This is a genomic window from Segatella intestinalis, assembly GCF_029348455.1.
In the GTDB taxonomy this organism is placed as follows: Bacteria; Bacteroidota; Bacteroidia; order Bacteroidales; family Bacteroidaceae; genus Prevotella.
The window spans coordinates 187654-213529 of the sequence record NZ_JARJVV010000001.1; the positions used below are offsets into that span (position 1 = coordinate 187654).

Annotated in this window: 24 protein-coding genes; 11 read left to right on the forward strand and 13 right to left on the reverse strand. The window is 46.1% G+C overall.

What is annotated here, in order from left to right:
- Positions 1-51: 51 nt before the first annotated feature.
- A complete protein-coding gene (locus P3T48_RS00785) occupies positions 52-930 on the reverse strand; it encodes a YicC/YloC family endoribonuclease (RefSeq protein ID WP_158462936.1) in 879 nt (292 codons plus the stop codon).
- A gap of 89 nt (positions 931-1019) precedes the next feature.
- Between P3T48_RS00785 and tsaB the strand changes: the two genes are divergently transcribed.
- From tsaB to P3T48_RS00830, 9 genes are all read left to right on the forward strand, one after another.
- Entirely contained in the window at positions 1020-1712 is a 693-nt protein-coding gene (gene tsaB, locus P3T48_RS00790) for a tRNA (adenosine(37)-N6)-threonylcarbamoyltransferase complex dimerization subunit type 1 TsaB (protein ID WP_276505243.1), read from the forward strand.
- A gap of 27 nt (positions 1713-1739) precedes the next feature.
- Positions 1740-2345, forward strand: a complete 606-nt coding sequence (locus P3T48_RS00795; protein ID WP_276505244.1) for a DUF4290 domain-containing protein — start codon at positions 1740-1742, stop codon at positions 2343-2345.
- Positions 2346-2387: 42 nt separating this feature from the next.
- Positions 2388-3698, forward strand: coding sequence for a UDP-N-acetylglucosamine 1-carboxyvinyltransferase (gene murA, locus P3T48_RS00800; RefSeq protein ID WP_217758060.1), 1311 nt, complete (start codon positions 2388-2390; stop codon positions 3696-3698).
- Between the two features lie 63 nt (positions 3699-3761).
- Positions 3762-4286: a ribosome maturation factor RimM gene (rimM, locus tag P3T48_RS00805; RefSeq protein ID WP_022252830.1), complete on the forward strand. Its 525-nt coding sequence runs from the start codon at positions 3762-3764 to the stop codon at positions 4284-4286.
- Positions 4287-4430: 144 nt separating this feature from the next.
- Positions 4431-5597 carry a 1-deoxy-D-xylulose-5-phosphate reductoisomerase gene (locus tag P3T48_RS00810; RefSeq protein ID WP_276505245.1) on the forward strand — a complete coding sequence of 389 codons (1167 nt, stop codon included), beginning with the start codon at positions 4431-4433 and terminating at the stop codon, positions 5595-5597.
- A 156-nt stretch (positions 5598-5753) separates the two neighbouring features.
- A complete protein-coding gene (gene rseP, locus P3T48_RS00815; protein ID WP_276505246.1) occupies positions 5754-7136 on the forward strand; it encodes an RIP metalloprotease RseP in 1383 nt (460 codons plus the stop codon).
- 309 nt (positions 7137-7445) lie between these two features.
- Positions 7446-7868, forward strand: coding sequence for a hypothetical protein (locus tag P3T48_RS00820; protein ID WP_276505247.1), 423 nt, complete (start codon positions 7446-7448; stop codon positions 7866-7868).
- Positions 7869-7874: 6 nt separating this feature from the next.
- The gene (locus tag P3T48_RS00825; RefSeq protein WP_276505248.1) at positions 7875-8351 is read left to right on the forward strand and encodes an RNA polymerase sigma factor; all 477 of its coding nucleotides are present in this window, start codon (positions 7875-7877) and stop codon (positions 8349-8351) included.
- Entirely contained in the window at positions 8348-8782 is a 435-nt protein-coding gene (locus P3T48_RS00830) for a hypothetical protein (protein WP_276505249.1), read from the forward strand. The genes P3T48_RS00825 and P3T48_RS00830 overlap by 4 nt, the downstream gene beginning before the upstream one ends.
- A 530-nt stretch (positions 8783-9312) precedes the next feature.
- Here the strand turns inward: P3T48_RS00830 and P3T48_RS00835 are convergent.
- From P3T48_RS00835 to P3T48_RS00875, 9 genes are all read right to left on the reverse strand, one after another.
- Positions 9313-9546 (reverse strand): HTH domain-containing protein, encoded by a 234-nt coding sequence (locus tag P3T48_RS00835; RefSeq protein WP_276505250.1) that lies wholly within the window; start codon positions 9544-9546, stop codon positions 9313-9315.
- A gap of 1953 nt (positions 9547-11499) precedes the next feature.
- Positions 11500-11625 (reverse strand): hypothetical protein, encoded by a 126-nt coding sequence (locus tag P3T48_RS00840; protein ID WP_276505251.1) that lies wholly within the window; start codon positions 11623-11625, stop codon positions 11500-11502.
- A complete protein-coding gene (locus tag P3T48_RS00845) occupies positions 11622-12404 on the reverse strand; it encodes a CPBP family intramembrane glutamic endopeptidase (RefSeq protein ID WP_276505252.1) in 783 nt (260 codons plus the stop codon). Before P3T48_RS00845 ends, P3T48_RS00840 begins: the two co-directional genes overlap by 4 nt.
- Before the next feature lie 217 nt (positions 12405-12621).
- On the reverse strand, positions 12622-13467 hold the full coding sequence (locus P3T48_RS00850; RefSeq protein ID WP_276505253.1) for a hypothetical protein: 846 nt from the start codon (positions 13465-13467) through the stop codon (positions 12622-12624).
- A gap of 326 nt (positions 13468-13793) precedes the next feature.
- On the reverse strand, positions 13794-14741 hold the full coding sequence (locus tag P3T48_RS00855) for a M23 family metallopeptidase (RefSeq protein ID WP_276505254.1): 948 nt from the start codon (positions 14739-14741) through the stop codon (positions 13794-13796).
- Between the two features lie 335 nt (positions 14742-15076).
- Positions 15077-15478: a hypothetical protein gene (locus P3T48_RS00860; protein ID WP_276505255.1), complete on the reverse strand. Its 402-nt coding sequence runs from the start codon at positions 15476-15478 to the stop codon at positions 15077-15079.
- Between the two features lie 59 nt (positions 15479-15537).
- Positions 15538-17634: an ATP-dependent DNA helicase RecG gene (gene recG / locus P3T48_RS00865; protein ID WP_276505256.1), complete on the reverse strand. Its 2097-nt coding sequence runs from the start codon at positions 17632-17634 to the stop codon at positions 15538-15540.
- Between the two features lie 48 nt (positions 17635-17682).
- Positions 17683-18354, reverse strand: a complete 672-nt coding sequence (locus P3T48_RS00870; protein WP_158462957.1) for a 2-C-methyl-D-erythritol 4-phosphate cytidylyltransferase — start codon at positions 18352-18354, stop codon at positions 17683-17685.
- Between the two features lie 22 nt (positions 18355-18376).
- A complete protein-coding gene (locus P3T48_RS00875) occupies positions 18377-18949 on the reverse strand; it encodes a DJ-1 family glyoxalase III (protein WP_276505257.1) in 573 nt (190 codons plus the stop codon).
- A gap of 84 nt (positions 18950-19033) precedes the next feature.
- Here P3T48_RS00875 and P3T48_RS00880 point away from each other — a divergent pair, with 84 nt between their 5' ends.
- Together P3T48_RS00880 and P3T48_RS00885 are read left to right on the forward strand one after the other, a co-directional pair.
- The gene (locus P3T48_RS00880) at positions 19034-19924 is read left to right on the forward strand and encodes an NAD kinase (protein WP_022252140.1); all 891 of its coding nucleotides are present in this window, start codon (positions 19034-19036) and stop codon (positions 19922-19924) included.
- A 59-nt stretch (positions 19925-19983) separates the two neighbouring features.
- Positions 19984-21681, forward strand: coding sequence for an ABC transporter ATP-binding protein (locus tag P3T48_RS00885; protein ID WP_276505258.1), 1698 nt, complete (start codon positions 19984-19986; stop codon positions 21679-21681).
- Positions 21682-21692: 11 nt separating this feature from the next.
- Here P3T48_RS00885 and P3T48_RS00890 read toward each other — a convergent pair whose 3' ends face one another.
- The 3 genes from P3T48_RS00890 to P3T48_RS00900 form a co-directional block, all read right to left on the reverse strand.
- The gene (locus P3T48_RS00890; RefSeq protein ID WP_276505259.1) at positions 21693-22592 is read right to left on the reverse strand and encodes an Rpn family recombination-promoting nuclease/putative transposase; all 900 of its coding nucleotides are present in this window, start codon (positions 22590-22592) and stop codon (positions 21693-21695) included.
- A 340-nt stretch (positions 22593-22932) separates the two neighbouring features.
- Positions 22933-24942, reverse strand: coding sequence for an alpha-amylase family glycosyl hydrolase (locus P3T48_RS00895; RefSeq protein ID WP_276505260.1), 2010 nt, complete (start codon positions 24940-24942; stop codon positions 22933-22935).
- A gap of 323 nt (positions 24943-25265) precedes the next feature.
- The gene (locus P3T48_RS00900; RefSeq protein WP_276505261.1) at positions 25266-25826 is read right to left on the reverse strand and encodes an ORF6N domain-containing protein; all 561 of its coding nucleotides are present in this window, start codon (positions 25824-25826) and stop codon (positions 25266-25268) included.
- Positions 25827-25876: the final 50 nt, after the last annotated feature.

The following is a 25876-nucleotide window of genomic DNA, read 5'->3' on the forward strand; positions in this document are numbered from 1 at the left end:
TATTATACTTTGAACTTTATGATAAGTAAAGCCATAGAATTCTTCACTCTATTACAGAGCATTGAGCACTTGTTCCTTGATCTGCTCCAGCTCGTCCTTCATTTTCACCACGATGTTCTGCATCTCAGCCTGGTTGCTCTTCGAGCCAGTGGTGTTGATTTCGCGTCCCATTTCCTGTGCGATGAAGCCCAGCTTCTTGCCCACGCCGTGTCCTTCCTCGTTCATTGTCTCGCGGAAGTACTTCAGGTGATTGCTGAGTCGCTGCTTCTCCTCGCTGATGTCGAGTTTCTCGATGTAGTAGATCAGTTCCTGCTCCAGTCTGTTCTTGTCGTATTCGACATTAGGAATCTGCTGCAGTCCGTTCACGATGTTGGTCTTGATCTTCTCTACGCGCGATTTCTCGTAAGGCTCTATGCTGGCAAGCAATGCCTGGATGTTGTCCACTTTCTCGGTGAACTTCTTCTGCAGTGCAGCTCCCTCCTGGCGGCGGAACTCGATGAGGTGGTTCACAGCCTCGTCGATGGCTTGCTGTGCAGCCTTCCATTCCTCGTCGGTCAGTTCTTCCACATCGGTCTTGGTCGTCACGTCGGGCAGGCGCAACAGCGTAGCATACCAGTCGGCAGGCTCAGGAATGCCTGTCTGTGCCGAAATCTTCTTGATTTGCTGGTAATAGTTCTCCACCAGCGCCATGTTGATGGGCGTGGCGTCAGCCACAACGTCCTTTTCTATCCAGATAGAGAAATCAATCTTGCCTCTTTCCAGATTCTTGGCGATGAACTGACGTATCTCCATTTCCTTCTCTCTATACAGAGGAGTAATACGTGTAGAGAGGTCGAGAGCCTTGCTGTTCAGCGACTTAACCTCTACGTTGATCTTCTTTTCTTTGTAGGCTACGGTAGCTTTTCCGAAGCCTGTCATTGACTGTATCATATATTCTTCACGTTAAATTTCTGCAAAAGTACAAAAAAATGCGAGAAAAAGCGTAAATTTGCACCTTATTTAAGAATATATTTATTTTTATGGCTTGTATTTTAAGTATTGAGACGAGTACCGACGTGTGCTCGGTGGCAGTTAGTGATAATGGAGCCGTGATTTTCAACAAGGAAGATCACAGCGGTCCCAACCATGCAGTTAAGTTGGGCGTGTTCGTCGATGAGGCTATCAGTTACATTGATTCCCGCAATATTCCGCTCGAGGCTGTGGCAGTAAGTTGCGGTCCTGGTTCTTACACGGGTCTTCGCATAGGAGTGAGTATGGCCAAGGGCCTTTGTTATGGCCGTGGCGCAAAGCTCATCGCCGTGCCTACACTCGAGTTGCTGGCTGTGCCCGTGCTCCTTGGCGAGCATCCTGCCGAGGAAGATGCGCTCATTGTGCCTATGCTCGACGCCCGCCGAATGGAAGTGTATGCGCAGGTCTTCGACCGTGCCCTCCGCGAGGTGCGCCCTATACAGGCCGACATTGTGGACGCAGAAACCTACAAGGAGTATCTCGACCGTGGTGCTGTCTATTTCTTCGGAAACGGAGCAGCCAAGTGTATGGAAGTTATCAATCATCCCAACGCCCATCTCGTGAAGGACATCGAGCCGCTGGCAAAGAATATGGCGCCATTGGCCGAGAAGCGCTTCGTGGAAGGCAAGTTTGAGGATGTGGCTTACTTCGTGCCTTTCTATCTGAAGGACTTCGTGGCCAAGATGCCTAAGAAACTTATTTGATATTTACACCTATTATTATATATATTAATGAACATAGACGGATTAGACTATAACACCCAGCGAGAGCAGATCGTGCTGCCTGAGTATGGACGAGAGATACAGCAGATGGTTGACTATGCAGTCGGCCTGCCCGACCGTGAGGAGCGTCAGCGATGCGCCAGGGCCATCATTGCCATCATGGACCGAATGTTCCCCGAGAGCAAGAATGTGGAGGGCCATGAGCGCAAGCTCTGGGATCAGCTCGCCATCATGAGCCGTTTCCAGCTCGACATCGACTATCCTTTCGATGTGACAAGCGCCTCGCAGATGGCCCAGAAGCCTGAGCCCATGCCTTATCCGATGAAGAAGATTCCCGTGCGCCACTATGGTGCCATGCTCTTTGAGGCTTTCGAGATACTGAAGACCATGGAGCCTGGCAGGGAGCGCGACGAACTGGTGAAACTCACTGCCAACCAGATGCATCGCAACCTGATGCAGTGGAGCCATGGTTCGAGCGACGGCGAGAAGGTGGCTTCCGACCTGGCCCGCTTTACCGACGGAAAGATTCAGCTCGACTTGGACACTTTCAAGTTTGAGAGAATTGTAGACCGTGAGCAGTCGCAAGGACGCAATGGCAAGAAAAAGAACAAGTAACTTATATTCCCCTTATCATTCATAACCCCCAAAGAATAGTCTATGGAGTCATTTATCATAGAAGGCGGTCATCCGCTCACAGGAACCATCATTCCGCAGGGTGCCAAGAACGAGGCACTCGAAGTGATTTGCACTACTATCCTTACCGACGAGCCTGTGCGCATCAAGAATGTGCCAGACATCCTCGACGTGAACAACCTCATCAAGTTGCTCAGGGAGATAGGCGTGAAGGTAACTCAGAACAGTCGCAACGACTATACATTCCAGAGCGACGAGCTGAAGCTCGACTATCTCGACAGCCTGGAGTTTGTGGCTAAGTGCTCCTCGCTGCGTGGAAGCGTGCTGATGATTGGTCCGCTGTTGGGACGCTGTGGCAAGGCAACCATCGCCAAGCCGGGTGGCGACAAGATAGGCCGCCGTCGTCTCGACACCCACTTCCTGGGATTCAAGTGTCTGGGTGCCAAGTTCGTGCACGACGACGAGCGCAATGTCTATCAGATAGAAGCCAGGAAACTGAAGGGCTGCTATATGTTGCTCGATGAGGCTTCGGTTACGGGTACTGCCAACATCATCATGGCTTCGGTGCTTGCCGAGGGAACCACCACCATCTATAATGCAGCCTGCGAGCCTTATATCCAGCAGCTCTGCCATCTGCTCAACGCCATGGGCGCTCAGATCAGCGGCATAGGCAGCAACCTTCTTACTATCGTGGGCGTGAAGTCGCTTCACGGAGCCGAGCATCGCATCCTGCCCGATATGATCGAGGTGGGCTCGTTCATCGGTATGGCTGCCATGTGTGGAGCCGGTGTACGCATCAAGGACGTGTCGGTCCGCAACCTGGGAATCATTCCCGAGGCTTTCCGCCGACTGGGTGTGAAGATAAAAATTGAGGGCGACGACCTCTTTATTCCTGAACAGAAGCACTACGTCATAGATTCCTTTATCGATGGAACCATCATGACGCTTGCCGATGCCCCATGGCCAGGACTTACCCCCGACCTCCTGTCGGTTCTCCTCGTTGTGGCGACACAGGCACGTGGCAGCGTGCTCTTCCATCAGAAGATGTTCGAGAGCCGACTGTTCTTCGTCGACAAGCTCATCGATATGGGTGCACAGATTATTCTCTGCGACCCGCACCGTGCTGTGGTGGTGGGCCACGACCATAAGATCCGACTCCGTGCCGGCAGAATGACAAGTCCTGATATCCGTGCCGGTATTGCCCTGCTCATTGCTGCGATGAGTGCCAACGGTACAAGCCGCATTGAGAATATCGCACAGATCGACCGTGGCTACGAGGACATAGAGTTCCGACTCAATCAGCTCGGAGCCAAGATTACGCGTGTCACGGATTGAGTAAGTGAAGAGTGAAGAATTCAATGGCTTTACTGATCATGATTTTCAAAGATTCTATGCGATATGATAAGACGAGACGACGTTTATAAGATAGGCAAGTTGGGAAAGCCCCACGGCGTGAAGGGAGAAATCACCTTTGCCATTACCGACGATGTGTTCGACCGTGTGGATGCCGATTATCTCATTCTCGACATCGACGGCATCCTGGTGCCTTTCTATATAGAGGAATACCGGTTTAAGAACGACGAGAATGTGTTGGTGAAGTTCGAGGACATCGATACGCAGGAACAGGTGCGTGCCTATACGGGCTGCGAGGTGTTCTTTCCCCGTCATCTCTCCGACAGCGATGAGGAGAATATGTCGTGGGCGGAAATTATCGGCTTCCAGCTTGTTGATGCCACTACCGGTCTGGTGATAGGCACGATCGACCATGTGGACGACAGCACTATCAACTTGCTCTTCGAGATAACGACACCTGCGGGAAAGGAACTGCTGATTCCTGCCAGCAACGACTTCATTCACGAGGTGGATGCCGGGCAGCGTGTCATCAAGATGCAGTTGCCCGAGGGAATCCTCGAGTTGGATTAAATGGCTGCGAAAAGCTACAAAGCAGATATGTTATCCGTTAGCCTTGGCGAATAAACTTTCTGACTGGGCAGAAGATTTTTCCCTGTTGGGAAAATAAAAAAGCCCTGTTGCGAAGGCTTGCAAATTAGAACAAGATAAGAGAAAATGAAGAAACAACAAATATGTATCCTTGGCTCCACGGGAAGCATCGGCACACAGGCGCTCGACGTGATAGAGCAGCACAGCGACTTGTATGAGGTGTACTGTCTTACAGCCAACAACCGTGTGAAGGAGCTGGCACAGCAGGCTCGTAAGTTCAAACCTGCTGCCGTGGTGATAGCCAACGAGGCACATTATGACGAGTTGAAAAAACTGTTGAGCGATGAGCCAGACATCAAAGTCTATGCCGGTGCTCAGGCGCTTTGCGACATCGTGGAGGCCGATCCTATCGACATGGTGCTTGCCTCTATGGTGGGCTTCTCAGGACTTGAGCCGACAATCCATGCCATCAAGGCCCGCAAGAAGATCTGTCTTGCCAACAAGGAAACCCTCGTCGTGGCTGGCGAACTGATATGCGGTTTGGCCCAGCAGTATCATGCGCCCATCCTGCCGGTCGACAGCGAGCACAGTGCCATCTTCCAGAGCCTGGTGGGCGAGGACGACAACGAGATAGACAAGATATTGCTCACCTGCTCGGGCGGACCTTTCCGCCATCACACCATGGAGCAGTTGGCTAAGGTAACTGCTGCCGATGCGCTCCGCCATCCTACATGGGACATGGGAGCCAAGATCACCATCGACTCGGCTTCGCTCATGAACAAGGGTTTCGAGGTGACTGAGGCCAAATGGCTCTTCGGCGTTCCTGCCGACAAGATAGAGGTGCTCATCCATCCACAGAGTGTCGTGCACAGCGCAGTGCAGTTTGTCGATGGAGCCGTGAAGGCTCAGTTGGGTGTGCCCGATATGCGTCTGCCCATACAGTATGCCTTCTCCTTCCCCAAGCGCCTGCCTCTGCAGGGCGACCGTCTCGACTTGTTCAAGACCAAGGACTTGCAGTTCTTTGAGCCCGACTACGAGAAGTTCAAATGTCTGCGCTTGGCCTTCGAGGCTATCAGGAAAGGTGGCAACATGTCGTGCATCGTCAATGCTGCCAACGAGGTGGTCAATGCCGGCTTCCGCCGTGGCGAGTGTGGATTCTTGCAGATGGGCGACATCATAGAGCAGGTAATGGCGAAAGCCACCTTCGACAGTCAGCCCGATCTCGACGTCTATCTGCAGACCGATGCCGAGGCCCGACGCATCGCTGCAGAACTGATGAAGAGTGCGTCATAATATAATGAAGGTGTGAGAGACGCTATATATATAATAAGGTGTGCACACTGTCAATCACGAATTATCAATAAAGTTTATCAATCATAATCATGGTGAACGGCGGGAGGAGCCTCACAAAAGTCTCAGTTTTCTGCCTTCACAGTTCAAAGTAAAACAATGGAAATATTCTTGATCAAGGCGCTTCAGCTCATGTTGGCGCTTTCCATATTGGTGTTGCTCCACGAGGGCGGTCACTTTTTCTTCTCCAAGCTCTTCGGAGTTAGGGTAGAGAAGTTCTATCTCTTCTTCGACCCTTGGTTCCATCTCTTCGAGTTCAAGCCCAAGAATTCGGACACTACCTACGGAATGGGTTGGTTGCCATTAGGCGGTTACTGCAAGATTTCGGGTATGATCGACGAGAGTTTCGATACCGAGCAGATGAAACAGCCCGAGCAACCCTGGGAGTTCCGCTCCAAGCCAGCCTGGCAGCGTCTGCTCATCATGATAGGTGGTGTGCTGGTCAACTTCGTGCTGGCGCTCTTCATCTATTCGATGATTCTCTTCCACTGGGGCGACGACTACGTGGCTACCAAGGACATGAAGCAGGGCATGGCGTTCAACAGCGAGGCTAAGGCCTTGGGTTTCCAGGATCATGACATCTTGGTAGGAACCGAGGAGGGAGCGTTCAAGACCTACGATGGCGACATGTTCCGTGCGCTCTCTACTGCCCACAGAGTCGACATTATCCGTAATGGCAAGCCTATGAGCCTGCAGTTGCCCGGCGACATCAACATGCTGGGCATGTTCAAGGCTACTCCCCGTTTTGTGGAAATCTATCAGCCTCTTCGTATCGACAGTGTGGCAAAGGGCACACCTGCCGCCAAGATTGGTCTTACTCCTGCCGATAAGATTCTGAGCATCAACGGTCAGAAGGTGGAGACTTTCAATGCCTTCACCAACGAGATGGGCCGCATCGACGACCAGCTGGCTGCTGCCACTACTGCCAAGGACAGCGCAGCCATCCTCAATGCCCAGTTGACGGTGCTGAAAGCCAATGGCGACACGCTTACCACATCTGTTCAGCTCGATGCCTCAGTGGGATACACCCGCATGGGATTCGTCAACTACAATATTGTACGCGACTATAAGGTGACTCACATCCGTTACGGATTCTTCGAGAGCTTCCCTGCCGGCATCAAGTATGGCTGGAATGTCTTGTCGGGTTATGTGGGCGACATGAAATACGTCTTCTCTAAAGAGGGAGCCAAGAGTCTGGGCGGTTTTGGCGCACTGGGAAGTCTCTTCCCACCCATGTGGGACTGGCACGCTTTCTGGTTGATGACAGCCTTCCTGAGCATCATCCTTGCCTTCATGAACATCCTGCCTATCCCTGCACTCGATGGCGGACACGTGTTCTTCCTCCTCTACGAGATGATAACAGGGCGCAAGCCTGGCGACAAGTTCCTTACTTATGCTGAGTATGCGGGCTTCACCATCCTCTTGCTCCTTCTCGTCGTTGCCAACCTCAATGACGTGTTGCGTCTCTTCGGCATCATTTAAGGAATAATCCGTAAATTAGCTGAGTCCACTTTAAAAAGTATCCTTATGTTTTGATGGTACTTTCTAAAGTGGACTCTTAAATTATAGTGTTGCGGAATTAAGGTTAAACAATTTCTCAATACTCCTTACTACAAGAATCAGCGCTGTTTTCAAATAAAATCAATTATTTTTGTTCCAGCAATGTCACCTTTCGCCCGTGCCGCTTGTTATATAAATGAACTGGTTCTGCAAGAAGCAACAAACGCACCGCTTCTGCATATAACGATATAACAAACAACAAGTATAACAATTTAAAAACGAAAGAAGAATATGGATTTAGTAGCAATCTTGGTTCCGTTAGGAGTAGCAGTAGCCCTCCCGGTATGTATCGTGTCAATCATTTTCAGAAGCGCGATGGCGGCAGACCGCAACCGCAAGGAGATAGTGCTCGCCGCATTGGAGAAGAACCCCAACCTCAACGTAGAAGACCTCTTGAAAGGCATGAAGAAGTCGGAGAAGCTTATCAAGGAGAAGCTGCTCGCCAGACTTGAGCGCGGCTGCCTCTGCTGTCTTATGGGCGTAGCGTTCATATTGCTCTACTTCTTCTGCGAAGTGATCAGAACAGATATGCTCCTTATCGTAGGTGCAGCGCTGATACCTATCGGCATCGCCTTCCTCATAAGCTACTTCGTAGGCCGCCATATGCTCGCCAAGGAGATGGAGGCAGAGCAGCAGAACATGAAGCAAGAGTAATAACGTATGACGAGAGAACAATTCATAGCACTTGTGAAGAGTGAGCAGGAGGCGTTGCGAGGCTTCCTGCTCGCCCTCTGCTGCGGCAAGCGCGACGATGCCGACGACATAGCTCAGGAGACGCTGGTGAAGGCTTACCTCTCTTCGTCGGCCTATCGAGACAAGGGCAAGTTTCGCGCGTGGCTGTTCACGATAGCACGCAACACCTTCCTCAACCACAAGGCAAGCAAGCACACGTTCGACGACATCTCCGCAGCGCGCAGTGTGGCGTCAGCAACGTCAGCCGACTCCGCCTTCCGCCATCAGGAGCTGTACATGGCGCTCGCCACACTCTCGCCCAAGGAGCGCTCGGCAGTGGTGATGTTCTACATGAGCGGCTACTCGGTGAAGGAGATAGCCGACATCACCGACTGCACCATAAACGCCGTGAAGCAGCAACTCTCGCGCGGCAGAGACAACCTTAAAACAATATTGAACGTATGAAGAAAGATAAAGCACTTGAGGAACTCTTCCTCGCAGCCCGACCCACCTTTGACGATGGTGACGCATTCATTGCCAGACTCGAGAAACACCTCGACGCCGTTGAGTATCTGAAGCAGCACGAAGAAGCCTGCCTCAGACGCTACCGCTATGCCATGCTCGCAGCCTTCGTGCTTGGAGTTATCTTGGGAGGAGGCGTCATAGCCGTTATGCTCGCCATGCCAGCCGAACAGCCACTCTTTTCGTTCGGCGTGGAGAACGCTCTGCTCGTAGCGCTCGGACGGTATTCGCGATATGTAGTGCTCGTGCTCGTCTCGGGTCTTGTATGCTTCACGATAGTTAGTATAGTGAACATCGTAGTAGATTTGTTGAGTCTGCGCGACCAAACACGGGGTAATTACTCAGCACCCTATTGTCATGAGTTGTTACGCTAATACAGTGAGTCAACTCGTCTTACAAATAAAACTAAAAGTGGTCAACTAAAATCGTTAAACCACAACTATGCACTTTGCCCAATACGATGGGCAAGTTTACCCACAGCATTGGGCAAGTTTGCCCATCCTTATGGGCAAAGTTGCCCAACGCCTTGGGCAGATATTAACAACGCCCTTTGTTGACTTTTCTTGATGGTAAGCTTTAACTGCTTACGAAGCCGCTTTCATTGCTCTACGAAATAGGCTTCATTGACTATCGAAGCCGCTTTCATATTTCGACTTTTCTATTCGATATACCTTCCTTCTCAAAGATAGCCAATAGTTTTGTGACATACTCCACATCATATTGCGGAAAGGAAGACACGAAGTAAACCTCTCCAAACTTGCCATGGGCAATTTTACTCTTAATCTTGTTAACTACAGCATCTTGCATATAGATATTGATTTTGTTTTGGTCGGAATGATTGCAAATATTTCCGACTGCGAAGATATTGTTTTTATTTCAAATAACAATGTTTTTCCCTTCGAAATTAAGTTTTCTTGGCTGAAAAATGGCATTTCTTGTCATTTGTATAATAATATGTTTTACTTTCTCTGCTATATTTTATAGATGCACCCATTGCTCTGAATTCGTCTACAAGGTTGTAGAGTTGTCGCTTGGATACATGTAGTTTTTGTGCTAACTCTTCTGGTGTTCCAGTGTTGCTATGCAGCAACAACTCATGCATCTTTAATCTTCTGTAAATTTCATTCTGAATATTCATGTTTTTACAAATCAATTTCATCCTCAAATTCACAACCTATTAGGCTTAGTGGAATTTTGTTTGCAAATCGAAAAAATCCTCCAATTGGAGTGAGTTTCTCAGATTTTATTTGTACTTTTGCTAAGTCTTTCAGAGTTTCATTTATTATTAAATGCAACAGTTAGTTCGGTGATAGAAAACACTATCAGTTGATTACTATAACTCAAGTTCCTCGCCACTTGATGAAAAGAAAGAGGGCTGAAAGTTATACATTTAAAAGGGCAAAGCTTCAGAGCAGTCTAATGTAAAGCGATAATATTCGGAGCATTGAAATTGCAATATGTATCATAATTGCTGGTCTTTTAGACCTCAATGTTTATGTAACTTATTAATTGACAGCACTCACGTACAGCCCTTTCGCATTTCGCGCTTTCAGCGCAAAGGAAAGTTTCTATTAATATAATCAATAAGCCGCCTATGCTACATATAGTAAACAAAATCAAAGAAAAGCCAAAAATCTTATTTATATGTGTTGGTCTTGTACTGCTTTTACTTTGTATATTCTTGAACTTTATATATAGACCATATGCTTATTCCAGACATTTAAGTGATTTTCATATTTCAGATAGCTACACCAGTTTTTTAGGAGTCCCTATGGGAGTGTGTTACATACAGGGATGTCTTCGTGCTCATAAGCAACAATCCATTGTTGGAAGTATATTAGAATCCATGTTAATTCTTATAGGCTTTGAATTCGTTGACGCGTTTTTTACTAAAAATATCGACTGGATAGATATTTCTGCTGCGTGCTTAGGTGGATTTTTCACGTATATCATTTATTACTATTTTAAAAAACATTGTCCGATTAAGTGAGATAAGTAACAACTCAGCACTCCTATGGGGATGCTGAGTTGTTACTTCTATATGGATGCTGAGTAGTTACGTTTTTAGTTAATTTGAAAAAACGATCAGGACTTGAAACACGCTCTCTTTTTTATACTATAAAAGAATATATGTAACTCCATTCAGTAATATGTGTGCGAATATACTTGCGTAAATTCCCAAGTTCAACCTGAAATAAGTAAACAATATTCCAGCACTAAATTGTGGCAAACAAGCAATGATGAGATAAGGTAAGTAATACATTTCTACATTGTAATTATTTATATGCATTAGGGAAAACCATAAGATAGAAAACCAGATGAATGATCTATATAGATATTTATTACTTTTGATACTATCATACCTTGCTTGCGGTATCTTGTAAAAAAGATATCCCATCACAAATGCAATTGCTAACTTTGTAAGAATTCTAATATATTTGTCGTCTATGTGATATAATTCTCCTAAAATGAAAAAAGAGATACAAGTTACACTGATAATGATTTCTGTCTTGTGGAATGACAACCATAGTCTGTGTATTGTTTCTTCTATGATCGGCCCAATTACTATTAACATTAGTATTGTGTCTTTTGTTATATTTTCCTTTGGCTTAAGTTCTTTAGGCCATCCTATATGATGTGCATAGCTGATAACAAGAATAGAGACTATTAATAAAATAAGATAAATAACAGCCCCCTTTATAAGTATCACTATCGGTTTCTCTCCTTTATCCTTATCAGAAAGATAATGATTAATATCTAAATTTAAATACTTCATAATTTAAAGATTTTACTTTTTAAATCAAAGTCATTTGTATAATAATATGTTTTCTCTATCCAAGCAGGAGGTAAAAGTTGCATAAAATTAAATAAGTTACTCAGGTCAAAATACCTGAGTAACATTAAAGGTTAATCACTAAGTTTCTAATTTAAGATTCATCGTTAGAACGACAAAATATTCTGTTCCTAAGAAGGAATTGTATAGCCAATTAGTGAGTGAAAAAATAGACTATTCCAGCTGCAACACCTATAGCAACACCTATTAAAAAGCCTTCCAACCCAGTCTTTAGGATTTTTTCTTTATATTCCTTGTTCATTTGATATTCTTTATTACATAATACAATGCAGCTACAGCCACAAAACCGACGATAACACCTACGCCAAATCCTCCTGCAAATTTTTTCATTTCGGAAGTTGTCAAATCTGTAAGTTTGTTCATAATCTTTCTGTTTTATAATTTATTTTTCTTATGATGAGAAATATCAGTATGCTATTCAAAGGCACAATGATAAGTATGCCTATTAATGGATGGTTGCAGATTATATCCAAAAACGAGAGACTATCAATGCTGCTCGGTATGCAGCATATAGAGTTGTTCGTAATATGTATTATAATCGAAGGCCACAGGCTTTGGGTTTTAAAGTATAACCATCCCATAATTATGCCCAATGGCAATGCACTTATCATCTGGGTAAAATTCAAATGTATGATGCTAAAAGTAATAGCGGATACACCTATAGCCCACCACGGATTACTTTTCCATTTGAGTAATTCTTTCAGAAACACTCCTCTGAAGAGAAATTCTTCTGCAATTGGTTGGATAACTCCCATTGTCAATATACAGAGGAATTTTTCTTGCATTATACTCTCCAGTTCATGCTGATAGTAATTAGGTATATCTATGACAGAGCCTACTATTATAAAGCAAATCAAAGCTAATACAGCAATAATCGGATAGTATGTTAGTGTAGACAATGGTTGTTTTTTGAATTGTCTGACAATAGGGAACTTATAACAACACCATAAAATGATTGATACTACAAATACAAGATGAGAGTATATTATATTTATTTCATTTTTAGCTGTATTTGTAAATATACCAGCAATTGCAGGGTAAAGTAATTGAAAACACCAAGAGCCAATTATTGCAATCAGCAATGCTGTCAAAAGGTGTTTGAAAGCAATGGCCAAATAATTTTTGTTGTTATCTTTTACCATAATTATATCTCTTTTGTTGTTATTAGTTTATCTGTTGCAAAAGTAGTATTTTAGAATCAAACAGAATGTTAGGCAATTGTTATTTTTATGTTAAATCTATTGTCTTTTTTACAAATATGGAATTCAATAAGCATATTTGTATATCTGTAGAAGGAATTATTCCTTTTGACAATATGGATTTACGAACTATTGTCTAATCGTTGATAGTCTCTATTTCTTACAATTTGGCTGGGTCATAAAACTGTAGTTTCTTCATTTCTGCTTGTTCTTCTGGCGACAGGAGTGGCAATCCATGGACTGATATATAGTTTTCTATCGCTTGAGTAGCTTCTTGCGGTTGCAGATTAATGCCTGATTCTTTCTTCTTTTCATCTACATATTCTTGTTCCGTAATAAACAATTCTGTAACAACATGAATTAACTGTTTATGAGAATCCTTTTTATGCCAATAATTGTAACTTTGATCAGTTTTCTGAAAAATCAAGTTTTTAAAGGAATAATAATCCTCATCACTTAATCGGTATGCCTCCGTGAATTTGTCACTTACTATTTCCTGCGAAAAACCAAATATATTTTGAGAAAGCTTGTCATATGTAGGCACCATATCCATTTCTATCGTACAGCATTTACTGACAGAATCAGTTGTTATTCTTCCTATTGTTTGACTGTCTTTTTTGATATATCCAATATTAGCAGAATCTTGAATAGTATACTTTTTACGACATTCCTCTATAAAAGTTGTTCCTTCTGGCCACGGACGAAATGTTGCTTGATCGCTAAGCATAAAGGCCCTTTTCTTATCTTTGCTGATAAGCTCTTCATTTCTTAGATAACGACAGCCATACTTTCTTAAATATACTTTTTCATTTTTTAGATTGATATAGTATTCCACGATACCATCCTCGTAATATTTAAGCAAAGAATCATTGTGTTGATAACTACGAAAATATCCCTTTAATCTTACAAACTTAGGTTGTTTACCACTTATCGTAACATCTTGTAATTTTACCTGCCCTAATACCTTTAGCGGTAAAAGCAATAAAACTAAATACAAATATTTCATAATTTAATAATTGTTGAATTCCGTTGTCGCCTGCAAAGTTACAATAATTTGCGAATACCTTTTGTTAGCTAACTGTTATATTTATGTTAATTGTGCACACTTTAAAAAGTCAGAACACAATCAATCTGAAGTTCAGAAGTTTTAGAATTTAAAGAAGTTATCACTCCCTTCGGTCGTCGGTAAAAGTTATAGCCAATAGCCTTGGATGGAATGTTTAGTGTACGAAAAAGCAGGAACTTCTATTGGGGAGCTCCTGCTTTTGTATTTATTGTATGAAAGTTTATTTTGCTATGTTATGCCGGGCAGTCTGTCGGATGATGACAGAATTATGAATATCTGATAATCTGTCCAGGAGTAAGCTTCTTGTCCTTCTTGTAACCATTGAGGCGGCAGATCTTCTCTACGCTTACACCACGCTTCTCGGCAATAGAGTTGAGAGTCTCGCCGTACTTAACCTTGTGGTAAAGCTTCTCGCCACTTGCGCTGGCTTCGTATCTGCCCACAGAGCCTCCGTTGACTTGCTCGCGTGTGTAGCCACCGTTGCCCACTTTTCCACGAACCGAGTTGGCTGCAATGCCCTCGTGCTCGTATGTGTCGCGGTTGAAGTCATAGTAGTCGCCCACTACGTCCTGGTTGCGGAAGTCGAACATCAAGGCAGGGTTCAGGGCTACGCCGCAAAGACGAGTCTCAAAGTGGAGGTGCGAACCTGTGCTTCGACCGGTATTTCCACCGAGTCCTATCACTTCGCCGGCTCTTACCTCCTCGTTCTCTTCTACGAGCTGTGCAGAAAGGTGACCGTAGATAGTCTCCAGTCCGTTGTTGTGACGAATAACGATGTATTTGCCATATCCGCCTCTCTCATATCTTACGATACGTACTTTTCCTGAGAAGGCAGCACGTATGGTGTCGCCGATATATACTTTGATGTCCATACCCTTGTGGCTACGGCCAAATTGCGCACGATAACCGAAGTTGCTGGTTACCACGCGGCTCTGGGTAGGCATACAGAAATGACGAAGGTCTATACGGAAATGCTCAGGCAGCGATGTGGCTTTGTGAGCGTATTTATTGGAGAAATCTTCATAGAGCTCGCTGGCTGGGTTCTCGCGCTCTTCCATCTGGCGATAATGAGAGATGGCTAAAGTGTCGAGCGACTTCATTCGATGATCTACCGGTGCCTGACGTGCCAGAAGGTCTTGAGCCTGAGTGGGCACGGCAGCGAGGGACAATAATACTCCTACAAAGATTTTACTTATCTTGCTTTTTAAACTCATAATTCTAAATTAATACTCTTTTAGGTTGGTCGTTTAGCATACAGAACAATAAGAATTCTGTACGGAAAATCGCAATGCAAAGTGCTCTAAGATGCGATTTTGTTATATAGACGTTGCAAATATACCAAAAATAATTCAAATAACCTAATGGATTAACATAAATTATTCGGTCTTTAACATGCTCGTTTTCACTCGGATAGCTTTCGAATGCAGTTTATATATAGGCGAATTGGCATAATTATTGCATGAAAAGGCAAAAGCTGAATTTAACATTTTTTCTGTTTCTCGTTTTTCCTTTTTTTTACTCTTGTTGGATATCGCTGTTCTTTTGTAATTTATCCATTTTTCAGATATCTGAGCAGAGCTACGGCAGGTGAATGTCCCATGAAGATGTACTTCTTTACCTCCGGACTTGTGAAGTGGTTGCACTGTGTATAGGCTTTATAGAGTTCATCGAGATTGATGGTAAATTCCTTGCCCGAGCTTTCTCTTATGCCGATGATCATCTTGGCGGTGACGTGCAGTCGGATGTATCTGATGCCTGTTACGCTTTCTATCTCTTTGATGCCTATGAGCTTTTCTCTCATTTCCTCCTTGGTCAGGTCGGGCCGTGGCTCTGGCTCGCGAACCAGTGGTTTGCGACCACGCTTCTTGGGTGTGGAGGCAGGCACAGTGGCTGGCGTGGTGGGCATGTCGGGGAAGAGGTTTCCTTCAGATGTTTGTTCTTTTATTGCCATTTTTGCTTCTGTTTTACTTGATGTTGATAGCCTGTGTTGTCTGGTTGAGGGGGCTGCCGCTAACTGATGGCAGCCCAGTTGATGTTGGTTTTCTTCAGCTCTCTGAGCCTCGACCATAGTGGTGCGTACTGGGGAAGACTGCATTGCGGATCGGCCTCGATAACAGCTTGCGCCTCCTGTCTTGCCAGTTGCACAAGTTGACCATCGCGTGCTATGTTGGCTATCTTCAGGTCGAAGGCTATTCCGCTTTGCTGCGTTCCCTCCAGGTCGCCAGGGCCTCTAAGCTTCAGGTCGGCTTCGGCTATTCGGAATCCATCATTGGTGTCGCACATGATGTCGATTCGCTTTCTTGTATCCTCGCTCAACTTGTAGTTGGTTACCAGGATGCAGTAGCTTTGGTCGCTTCCTCGTCCTACTCGTCCTCTGAGCTGGTGTAGCTGAGAGAGTCCGAATCGCTGCGCATCCAGAATCACCATGACCGAGGCGTTGGGCACATTGACGCCTACCTCGATGACGGTTGTGGCAACGAGTATCTGGGTTTCACCCTTCACAAACTTCTCCATCTCGGTTTCCTTCTCTGCAGGTTTCATCTTGCCGTGCACTTTGCTGAGGTTGTAGTCGGGGAAGGCTTCCTTGAGAGTCTCGAAGCCTTCTTCCAGGTTTTTCAGATCGCTCTTCTCGCTCTCTTTGATGAGCGGAAATACGATGTAGACCTGTCGCCCCATGTTGATCTGTCGTCTGATGCTCTGATAGAGTGAGGTCAGTTGGGTGTCGAACTTATGCAGCGTCTGTATGGGTTTTCTGCCAGGCGGCAGTTCGTCGATGACACTTACATCCAGGTCGCCGTATATAGTCATGGCAAGGGTGCGTGGTATAGGGGTTGCCGTCATGACCAATACATGCGGCGGATTCAGGCTCTTGCTCCATAGCTTGGCTCTTTGTGCCACACCGAAGCGATGCTGTTCGTCGATGACAGCCAGTCCTAAGTGTGCAAACTGCACGGTTTCTTCTATGATGGCATGAGTTCCCACCAATATCTGCACCTCTCCGCAAGCCAATGCGTCGAGTATGGCCTGTCGCTTTTTGCCTTTTACGATGCCCGTCAGCAGTTCCACCCTGATGTCCATCCCCTTCAGAAACTCCCTGATGGTTTGCAGATGCTGTTCAGCCAAGATTTCGGTAGGAGCCATCATGCAGGCCTGGAATCCATTGTCGAGTGCGATGAGCATGGTCATCAGTGCCACGAGTGTCTTGCCCGATCCTACATCTCCCTGCAGAAGTCTGTTCATCTGTTTGCCGCTGCACATGTCGGCGCGTATCTCATGCATCACCCGCTTTTGTGCTCCGGTAAGACTGAAAGGCAGGTTGTTCGCATAGAAATTGTTGAATATCTCTCCCACACGGTTGAACACGTATCCCCGGTATTTGCGTCGCTGGTCGCTCGCATACCTTAATATATTAAGTTGCACGTAGAACAGCTCCTCAAACTTCAGCCGCACCTGTGCCTTCTGCAGTTCCTGATGAGAGTGTGGATAATGTATGTTGCGGAAGGCCTCGTCGCGTGAGACAAGGTGCAGACGATGGGTGATAAAGTCGGGCAGGGTTTCTGGCAGGGCAGGAAGCTTCTCTATCAGCGCCTTGGCTATCTTCTCTATGGCGCGCGATGTAAGCCCCATCTTTTTCATCTTCTCGGTGGTGCCATAGTAGGGCTGCATGCCCATGTCGGAGAGTTGCAGCGACTGTGCGTCATCGATATCGGGGTGAGCAAACTGGAAACGTCCGCCATAAAGCGTTGGCTTGCCGAAAACAATGTATTCGGTATCGGTCTTGTAAGTCTTGTAGATGTATTGTGCGCCGCGAAACCAAACTAAGTCAGCCACTCCGAATCCGTCGGAGAAGTGGGCTACTACCCGTTTGTTGCGTTTCCCCATGTCGAATTCCTCGAAACTGAGGATCCTTCCCTTTATCTGTACAAAGGGCATTTCCGGTGTCAGCTCGCTGATGTGGAACACCTTGGTGCGGTCTACATATTTATAAGGATAGTATTCCAGCAAGTCACCATACGAGCAGATGCCGAGCTCCTTGCTCAGAATCTCTTTCTTCTTAGGACCTACGCCAGGCAGGTACATGATGTCTTGGTCTAAAATACTACTCATTTTTTTAAGTGAAGAGTGAAGAATGAAGAGTGAAGAATTCCCTTGTTCTTATTCTGCTAATAGGGCTTCTGCCACCTTGATGTCGAAGGGGGTTGTAATCTTGATATTCTCGCGGTTGCCTTCCACCATAGCCACCTGGCATCCTAAGCTTTCCACCACTGATGCGTCGTCGGTAAACTGAGCCTTGTAACCCTGATTGAAGGCTTGCTTGGCAAGAGCAATGTCGAAAGTCTGAGGAGTCTGTACCACACGATAGTCGTCGCGCATCACGTTTTTGCCTCCTCCACGCTGGTCTATATAGCGCAGTGTGTCGGTCACAGCATATACGGGTATGGCGGCATATTCCTCGCGGGCGGTCTCGTAGCATTCGTCTATGACTGAGGTTGATACGAATGGGCGCACACCGTCGTGTATTCCCACCACTCCGTCGGCGTCATCGGGAATAAGCGCCAGTCCGTTCTTTGATGACTGGAAGCGGGTGTCGCCACCATTGGCTATCTGGTGCTTGATGTCGAAATGATGCTCCTCGCAAAGCTGGTGCCAGTATTCCTGCTGGCTCTCGGGCAACACAAGGATGATGTTGATGTCGGGGTTGTATTCGTAGAAGCGCTCTATAGTGCGCATCAGTATGGGCTTGCCGGCTACAGGCAGAAACTGCTTGGGCGTCTCTGTTCCCATGCGCAGTCCTTTGCCTCCGGCAACAATGATTACGTAATCCATAATTTAAGTGAAGAGTTAAGAATTATTTGTTGCTCATCAGGTGTGTGTACCTCATGCCTTTCTGCAGTTCTGCCACAGCCTCGTCGCCTACGAAGTAGCTCAATATCTTGTAGGCATAGGGCAGGGTAGCAGCCGGACCTTCACCTGTTATCACGTTGCCGTCCTCCTCATACAGATGACCAGTATACTCGGTGTCGGCAGCAAAGTATTGTTCAAAACCAGGATAGCAGGTAGCCTTCTTGCCGTTGAGGATGCCCGTGCTTGCCAATACCATAGGGGCAGCACAGATGGCACCTATGCGCTTGCCGGCCTTGTGATGAGCGATGAGCGCCTGTCGCACGCCCTCGTGCTCGTTGAGATGAGTGCTGCCTGGCATTCCTCCTGGAAGAAGGAGCATGTCGGCATCGCCAAAGTCCTGAACATCCTCAAAGCGCATGTCGGCTTTCAGCGTTACGCCATGAGAAGTTTCTACCCATTCGCTGCCCGTAATGCTTACGGTCTTGATGTCTACACCACCTCTGCGAAGTATGTCTACCGGAGCCAAACCTTCGATTTCCTCGAAGCCATTGGCAAGAAATTCGTATACCTTTGCCATAATTTTATGTTCTTTTTGTCTGATTATTCGATTTATATTATTACCTTTGCAAAAGTAAGAATAATAATTGAAACAGCAAAATAAATGACACGACAACCATTGAAATTTGCGATATTTGGCAATGAGTACCAGGCCAAGAAGTCTACTTCGATAGAGAAGATCCTGGACTATTTAGCGCAGAAAGGCGCCGAAATCTATGTGGAGAATGCCTATTACGAGTTTCTCACCCGCAGTCAGCACATCGATGTGAAGGCGGCAGGAGTGTTCGAGGATTACAACTTCGATGTGGATTATGTCATCTCCATGGGTGGCGACGGCACCTTCCTCAAGGCTGCCAGCAGAGTGGGAGCCAAGGGAACACCCATCATCGGTGTCAATATGGGGCGACTGGGCTTCCTGGCTGATGTGTTGCCTGGCGAGGTGGAGGCAGCCTTGGACAGTTTGTATGCCGGTGAGTGCCAGATAGAGGAACATGTCGTCATTCAGGTAGAGGCAGAGGGAGGTGTCTTGGCAGGCAATCCTTTTGCCCTTAACGATATTGCCGTACTGAAGCGTGACGATGCGTCCATGATTTCTATTCGCACGCAGGTGGATGGAGAGTTTCTGGTTAACTACCAGGCTGACGGACTGATCGTGACCACTTCTACGGGCTCTACAGCCTACAACCTGTCGAATGGCGGACCTATCATCATTCCCCAGAGCAGCAGCCTGTGTCTCACGCCCGTGGCTCCTCATAGTTTAAATATTCGTCCCGTCGTCATTAATGATACGGCAGAGATAACACTCGATGTGGAGAGCCGTAGCCACAACTACCTTGTTGCCATCGACGGACGCAGTGAGCGAATGACTGAAGGCACACGTCTCGTTATCCGCAAGGCTGCCCATACCATTAAAATAGTAAAACAGCGCAACCAGCGATACTTCTCCACTCTGAGAGAGAAGTTGATGTGGGGTGCCGATCAGAGAGGAAGATGAATTTAAGTGAAGAGTGAAGAATGAAGAACGAAGCGTGAAGAATTCAAATGAAGAGATGGATGAAGATAATCAAGGTTCCCAAGTTCAAGTATGATGCCAAGACCCTGCTCAAGTGGCTTTGGCGTTCCTGGCGTGGCAACCGTTTGCAGGCTACGCTCAATGCTGTTGTCGGCTTGCTGTCTGTTGCTGTCAGTTTAGGACAGGTGTGGGCGGTGAAGCATGCCATCGATGTGGCTTCGCATGCCGTGCAGGGCAATATCTATTGGGCTGTGGCATTGATGGGTGGACTGATATTATGCGATTTCGCACTCAACATCTCTGGCATCTGGATAAGAAACCTCCTGGGCATCAAGGCGCAGAACCGTATGCAGCAACGTATGCTCGACCGCATCCTTCGCTCGGAGTGGCAGGGCAGGGAGCGCCTTCATTCGGGTGATGTGCTCAACAGGCTTGAGGGGGATGTGTCGCAAGTGGTAGGCTTCCTTACCGAGACTATTCCAAGTACCTTAAGCGTCCTGGCGCTTTTCCTCAGCGCCTTCTTCTATCTCTTCTCCATGGATAAGCTCTTGTCGGTAGTCATCGTCGTTATGATTCCCATCTTCCTGGCTTTCAGCAAGGTGTATATGGGCAAGATGCGATTCCTGACCCGTCAGGTGCGCGATTCCGACAGTAAGGTTCAGAGTGTGCTGCAGGAAACCATCCAGCACCGCATGCTTATCAAGACCTTGGAGAGTAACAGCGTCATGGTGGAACGGTTGGAGAACACCCAGTGCGAGCTTCGCTCCAAAGTGGTGCGTAAGACCATATTTAGCGTGTTCAGCAACTTGGTTCTTAACTTTGGCTTTGCCTTGGGCTATCTGGTGGCATTCCTTTGGGCTGCCGTGCGCATGAGTGCAGGCTCGCTTACCTTTGGCGGCATGACTGCCTTTCTGCAGCTTGTCAACAAGATACAGGGTCCGGCACGCAACCTTGCCAAGCTGGTTCCTGCCTTTGTGGGGGTGTTTACTGCTGCCGAACGACTCATGGAGTTGGAGGAAAATCCATTGGAGGAACAGGGTGAGCCAATAGAGATAGACTCGCCTTGCGGCATTCGCCTTGAGGGAGTGAGTTATGCCTACAAGGCAGAGCAGTCTGAGGACGACTCAGCTTCCGATGCCCGCAATGTCATTCATCAGCTCGATTTCGATTTCACACCAGGCAGCTGTACTGCTATCTTGGGTGAGACAGGTGCCGGCAAGACAACTCTTGTTCGCCTTATCCTGGCTCTGCTTCGTCCGCAGCAAGGTCAGCTCTCTATATATAATAAGGTGAAGAGTCAGACGCTCACTCCGCTTCATCGATGCAACTTTGTTTATGTGCCTCAGGGCAACACGCTGATGAGCGGAACTATCCGCGACAATCTGCGGTTGGGTAAGCTCGATGCTACTGATGAGGAGATGGTTGAGGCTCTGCATAAGAGTTGCGCCGACTTTGTGATGGAGTTGCCTGCAGGCTTGGATACTCTTTGCAGCGAACAGGGAGGAGGACTGAGTGAAGGACAGGCACAGCGTATTGCCATAGCCCGAAGTCTGTTGCGCAATCGCAGCATCATGCTTTTTGATGAGGCTACGAGTGCCCTTGACCCAGAAACTGAGCGCCAGCTATTGCAGAACATCCTGTCTTCTCACGACAAGACCATTATCTTCATTACCCATCGTCCTGCTGTGGTCGACTATTGCGACCAGGTGCTCAGAATAGAGCGCACCAACAACAGTTGAATATTTCCTCTTCAAGAGTGAGGGTGACATAACCGAATGTCTTCTATGCTCAGTCCTGTGGCTTGGGAAATAATTTCCAAAGGAATGTTCTGTGAAAGCAGGTTGCGGGCTATTGCTTTTTTCTCTTCAGCTCTTCCCTCAGCTCTTCCTTCAGCTCTTCCCTCAGCCAATCCTTCTAATTTAGCATTGCCGAGTACGTCATTCTGAATCATGATGGCATTGATATGCTCGTCGTATGCGTGACGTTCTGCATCCGACATCTCGTAGTATTTTAGCTTCTCGCGAGCCTCTTGCAGACCTGGAGCTTTAGTGTCTGGAGAGATAACGCCATTCTTCAGATAGTTTACCCATTCTTCCAATGGTGATTTTGCCACTTTATTGAACTCGTTGACACGCACAAGGATATAGGTGGGGAAAATCTCAGAAGGTGATTTTCTTACGATATTGTTCTTTTCCTTGGCACTTATCACGAGCTGGTCTTTCGTGTGCAGACCTGTAAAATTGTTCTGTCCGATATAGATGTAGTCAGAACCTTTTCCGAGATCGAAGTACAAGATGCTGATAGAATATACCTTTTTCACCTCCTTATAGCTGTTGCCGAGGTTGATATGCTCAGTAATAGCTTTTGCTACTCCATAAAGAACTCGCTCTAAGTAGTATAACTCACTTGTGTTTTGTATTTCCACAATGATAATTTCTCCCTTGCTGTTTCTGGCTTTTATATCAACGCGGTTGAACTTATCATCTTCTTTCTGCTGATTACTTTCACTTTCCAGTATTTCTATGATTTTTACTTTTTCATTCAGAAATACGGTAAGGAATCCTTCCAAAACGTCAAAATTAGCTTTCTGACGGAGTAATCTTTTGATTGCCCAGTCGAAACGGATGTATCTATCTCTCAGTTCTGCCATAATAAAACCTCCTTTTTGTTTAAATGATAATTGCCGAGTGCGGAATATCTTTTGCAAAGATAGCACCAACGAGCGCATTGAAAACTTGTTTTCAGATTGCCGAGTGCAGAATATCTTATGCAAAGATGTCACCAACGAGCGCATTGAAAACTTGTTTTCAGATTGCCGAGTGCAAGATATCTTATGCAAAGATACATTTTTTCTCTTTTGCTTCCAAATGTTTTACCGAAAAAATGATATTTCTTCTTTCTCGGCTATTTTACTCTAAACGAAAAACTGGCGACCCTCGCATACCGTGAGCCGCCAGTTGAATAGATGAATTATATGTTAGGTTTTTTATTTACTTGATAACTACCTTTTTGCCATGGTGGATATAGATGCCAGCCTGGTTGGGCTTTTGGTTCATCTTCATACCACTGAGTGTGTACCAAGCATGATCGGTGTAGCTGCCTGCGTTTTCTGTTGTAGGCAAGTCGATACCTGTATTTATGTCTTTAGTGACATTCGTAACAACATACTTACCATTACTCTTACCAGGACCCACTTTGACGAAGATAGTTGAGTTGACTCCAGTAACGTCGAGTGACTGCGTTTTCTCTTTTGTTCCTGCATCGTTAGGCTCACAGAAAACAAAGTTGAGCATTCCATCTTTTTGGGTAATGGTGAAGTCCTTATAATACCAGTTCTTGCCATCAATCATCTTGGTCTGTGTAATGGTGGTTCCAGGCCATTTAAGTTTATCATCAGTGTTACCCCAATAGTAGAAGTTCACCTTCTTCCAGTCTGTACCATCAGTATTGACATATACGGTAATGTTGTAAGGCTCGAAACGCTTGATGCTATACTTATAAGTGCGAATACCGCTTACAGTACCATTGATGAGCAGACCCACCTTCAGAGTGCATGAACTGCTGATGTCGATAGATGTACCGCTTGTTGCCTGAGTGCTGCTGGCTGTAGGGTCGCTGCCATTGGTGGTGTAAACTAACTTGGCAGAGGTGCTCTTGCTTACTGCAGTAAGAGCCACTTTGAAGCCCTCCTCGTATTCGCCAGAAGCCTTGTCTGCCCATGCGGTCTCTGAGTTGTTTGACAGATAGTACATGTAGTTTTTGCCAGAGAGGATGCGGGTGTACTCAGTCTTTGATAGGGTAGTCATCATGCTTGGAATACCTACAACCACCAACAACTTGCGACCATTAGTACCATTTACTGCATTAGCAAAATACTGTGTGTTGCTGGCATATTTGCTATAAGAACTTGTGTTGGTGATACCTACTAATTTGCGGGCTTCTATCATGCTCTTCAGTTCATGCTCGTATGCTTTCCAGTGAGGCTGGAAGATACAAGGAGTACCAGGCATGGCAATGAGGAATGCGTTGGCAGCAGGAATATATGCTGTAGGGATAGGGTCTTTGCTTCCCTCGTTGCTATTGTCCTCGCGTACCTGTATGTCGTGGTTTTCTACGAAGGTTATGGCATAACGGCGATAGGAAGCATCAGACATCAGACTGCTGTTGTTCAGTTTTGTCCAGTTGTTGCTTCTGATAGCATCGGTCATGTTGTAATGGAATTGGAAGTCGAAGGCACCGCTCTTCTTGCCTGTATTGTTGATCCAGTTCTTGATATTGCCTACACCATCCCAATACTCGCCTACGGAGTACTGAATACCTGTTGCTGTGTTGTAGTCGCCCACATGGCTCGCGTTGAAACCTTTTACCATGTCGTAGCGGAAGCCGATGTAGCCAAGGTCTTCTTTCAAGAATTTCAAGTAAGCCTTTACCACTTTCTGTACGTTTGCGCTCTTGTGGTCCAAGTCGCGGCAGTCACCAAAGTCAGAGCCTTCATCGTTGTTGTTGCTGAGGCTGACACCTTCTTTTTGAGCTTGTGTTGCCGTTTTGCCACCATCGTCGTTTTTGCAGATGTCGGTAGGCAGCATCTGGTAGGTCACTCCATTGTATGTCTCTGCAGGGAAAGTGAACCAACCCTCGGTATTGCGGTGGTTGATGACTACATCGGCAATGGTTCCGATACCATTGTTCTTAAAAGTCTTGATCATGGAACGCAACTCGTCTTCTGTTCCGAAACTGGAGTTGTGGTTGAAATAGTAATAGGGTTTATAGCCCATTACCTGTACGGTTTCAGCACATTTTCCGCTCTGAGGAACCCATACGAGGTCGATGAATCCTTTGAACTCTGTAGTCTGAGCCTCAAGAGCTTTCCATTGTGCAGCCTCGTATGCATTCCAAGAGAAGCCCTGCAGCATGACTCCATTATAGTTTGCCGGCCATCCCTGTGCCGAAGCACTGATTACTGCTAAGAGTGCAATAAGTGTCAAGTAAATTTTCTTCATATACTTCTTGTTTTTTGTTTTCGGTGGTAAAGTTATGATTTTCTTTTGTAGTGACAATCTTTTCTTGACCTAAATCAAGCAAACGACTTGCGCAAACGTTTGCATTTACAGTGCAAATTCATAGTATCTGTCATGACCTCAGTTCAGAATCATGTTGTTTCAGGAGGCGAAAAGCGATAAACTCCTGTTATTGGCGTATTGCTTTTTTACTTAAGTTTTGCCCCACACACCCTACCCTTCAGGGCGTGCCAACCGTACAGGTCGAAAGAATGCAGGGCATACAAAAAGGCGGTTTCTGAATAGAAACCGCCTTTTTCTTTCTTTTATTCTTTGGATTCCCTTGTTGTTTCCAAAGAGAATTTGAGGATTCCCAGGTTCACACCAAAGGTAAGCTTGCGCATTTTCAGTGGCAAGTTGTCGGCGAAGACTTCGTTCATGGCAGTCTGTATCTTGTCCTCTGTGTTCTTGTCCGGATAAATACCATGCTCCTTAGCATCTTCGTTCACCTTGTCGATGGTTCTTGCCAATTTGCGAAGTTTGGTAAATGTATCAATGATGGCAATGGTAGTGCTGATGGCTAAATCACCTTTCAGAATAGTGGCAAGCATATAAAGTCCTTGTTCAGTAAATGCGTGAGGTGCAACAGTGGAATGTTTGAGTTTTTTGAACCGATCAAAATTTTTGATGAGTTCTTCTTTCTCGTTGTTATTCAACTCAATAACATAACCTGGAGGAAACTTTTTAGGGTTGTTTCTTAGTGCTTGGTTGATTTCTCTGGTTTCTACTCCATACAATTCCGCAACATCTCTGTCAAGGATAACTTGCGTATCCCTGATGACAATGATTTTACTTTCAGTTTTTACAATATCTTCTTGATGTCCCATAATTCCTTTTTTAGAGCTATTTATGGGCAAGGATACGACTTTTCCTCGTA

Excerpts from the sequence above, each read along its gene's own strand:
- P3T48_RS00890 (WP_276505259.1), bottom strand. The coding sequence starts at position 22,592 with ATGGCAGAACTGAGAGATAGATACATCCGTTTCGACTGGGCAATCAAA.
- tsaB (WP_276505243.1), top strand. The coding sequence starts at position 1,020 with ATGGCTTGTATTTTAAGTATTGAGACGAGTACCGACGTGTGCTCGGTG.
- rimM (WP_022252830.1), top strand. The coding sequence starts at position 3,762 with ATGATAAGACGAGACGACGTTTATAAGATAGGCAAGTTGGGAAAGCCC.
- P3T48_RS00895 (WP_276505260.1), bottom strand. The coding sequence starts at position 24,942 with ATGAAGAAAATTTACTTGACACTTATTGCACTCTTAGCAGTAATCAGT.
- P3T48_RS00870 (WP_158462957.1), bottom strand. The coding sequence starts at position 18,354 with ATGGATTACGTAATCATTGTTGCCGGAGGCAAAGGACTGCGCATGGGA.
- P3T48_RS00860 (WP_276505255.1), bottom strand. The coding sequence starts at position 15,478 with ATGGCAATAAAAGAACAAACATCTGAAGGAAACCTCTTCCCCGACATG.
- P3T48_RS00880 (WP_022252140.1), top strand. The coding sequence starts at position 19,034 with ATGACACGACAACCATTGAAATTTGCGATATTTGGCAATGAGTACCAG.
- P3T48_RS00810 (WP_276505245.1), top strand. The coding sequence starts at position 4,431 with ATGAAGAAACAACAAATATGTATCCTTGGCTCCACGGGAAGCATCGGC.
- P3T48_RS00820 (WP_276505247.1), top strand. The coding sequence starts at position 7,446 with ATGGATTTAGTAGCAATCTTGGTTCCGTTAGGAGTAGCAGTAGCCCTC.
- P3T48_RS00825 (WP_276505248.1), top strand. The coding sequence starts at position 7,875 with ATGACGAGAGAACAATTCATAGCACTTGTGAAGAGTGAGCAGGAGGCG.
- P3T48_RS00855 (WP_276505254.1), bottom strand. The coding sequence starts at position 14,741 with ATGAGTTTAAAAAGCAAGATAAGTAAAATCTTTGTAGGAGTATTATTG.
- P3T48_RS00785 (WP_158462936.1), bottom strand. The coding sequence starts at position 930 with ATGATACAGTCAATGACAGGCTTCGGAAAAGCTACCGTAGCCTACAAA.
- rseP (WP_276505246.1), top strand. The coding sequence starts at position 5,754 with ATGGAAATATTCTTGATCAAGGCGCTTCAGCTCATGTTGGCGCTTTCC.
- murA (WP_217758060.1), top strand. The coding sequence starts at position 2,388 with ATGGAGTCATTTATCATAGAAGGCGGTCATCCGCTCACAGGAACCATC.
- P3T48_RS00875 (WP_276505257.1), bottom strand. The coding sequence starts at position 18,949 with ATGGCAAAGGTATACGAATTTCTTGCCAATGGCTTCGAGGAAATCGAA.
- P3T48_RS00885 (WP_276505258.1), top strand. The coding sequence starts at position 19,984 with ATGAAGATAATCAAGGTTCCCAAGTTCAAGTATGATGCCAAGACCCTG.
- P3T48_RS00900 (WP_276505261.1), bottom strand. The coding sequence starts at position 25,826 with ATGGGACATCAAGAAGATATTGTAAAAACTGAAAGTAAAATCATTGTC.
- P3T48_RS00835 (WP_276505250.1), bottom strand. The coding sequence starts at position 9,546 with ATGAATATTCAGAATGAAATTTACAGAAGATTAAAGATGCATGAGTTG.
- P3T48_RS00845 (WP_276505252.1), bottom strand. The coding sequence starts at position 12,404 with ATGGTAAAAGATAACAACAAAAATTATTTGGCCATTGCTTTCAAACAC.
- recG (WP_276505256.1), bottom strand. The coding sequence starts at position 17,634 with ATGAGTAGTATTTTAGACCAAGACATCATGTACCTGCCTGGCGTAGGT.
- P3T48_RS00850 (WP_276505253.1), bottom strand. The coding sequence starts at position 13,467 with ATGAAATATTTGTATTTAGTTTTATTGCTTTTACCGCTAAAGGTATTA.
- P3T48_RS00840 (WP_276505251.1), bottom strand. The coding sequence starts at position 11,625 with ATGAACAAACTTACAGATTTGACAACTTCCGAAATGAAAAAATTTGCA.
- P3T48_RS00795 (WP_276505244.1), top strand. The coding sequence starts at position 1,740 with ATGAACATAGACGGATTAGACTATAACACCCAGCGAGAGCAGATCGTG.
- P3T48_RS00830 (WP_276505249.1), top strand. The coding sequence starts at position 8,348 with ATGAAGAAAGATAAAGCACTTGAGGAACTCTTCCTCGCAGCCCGACCC.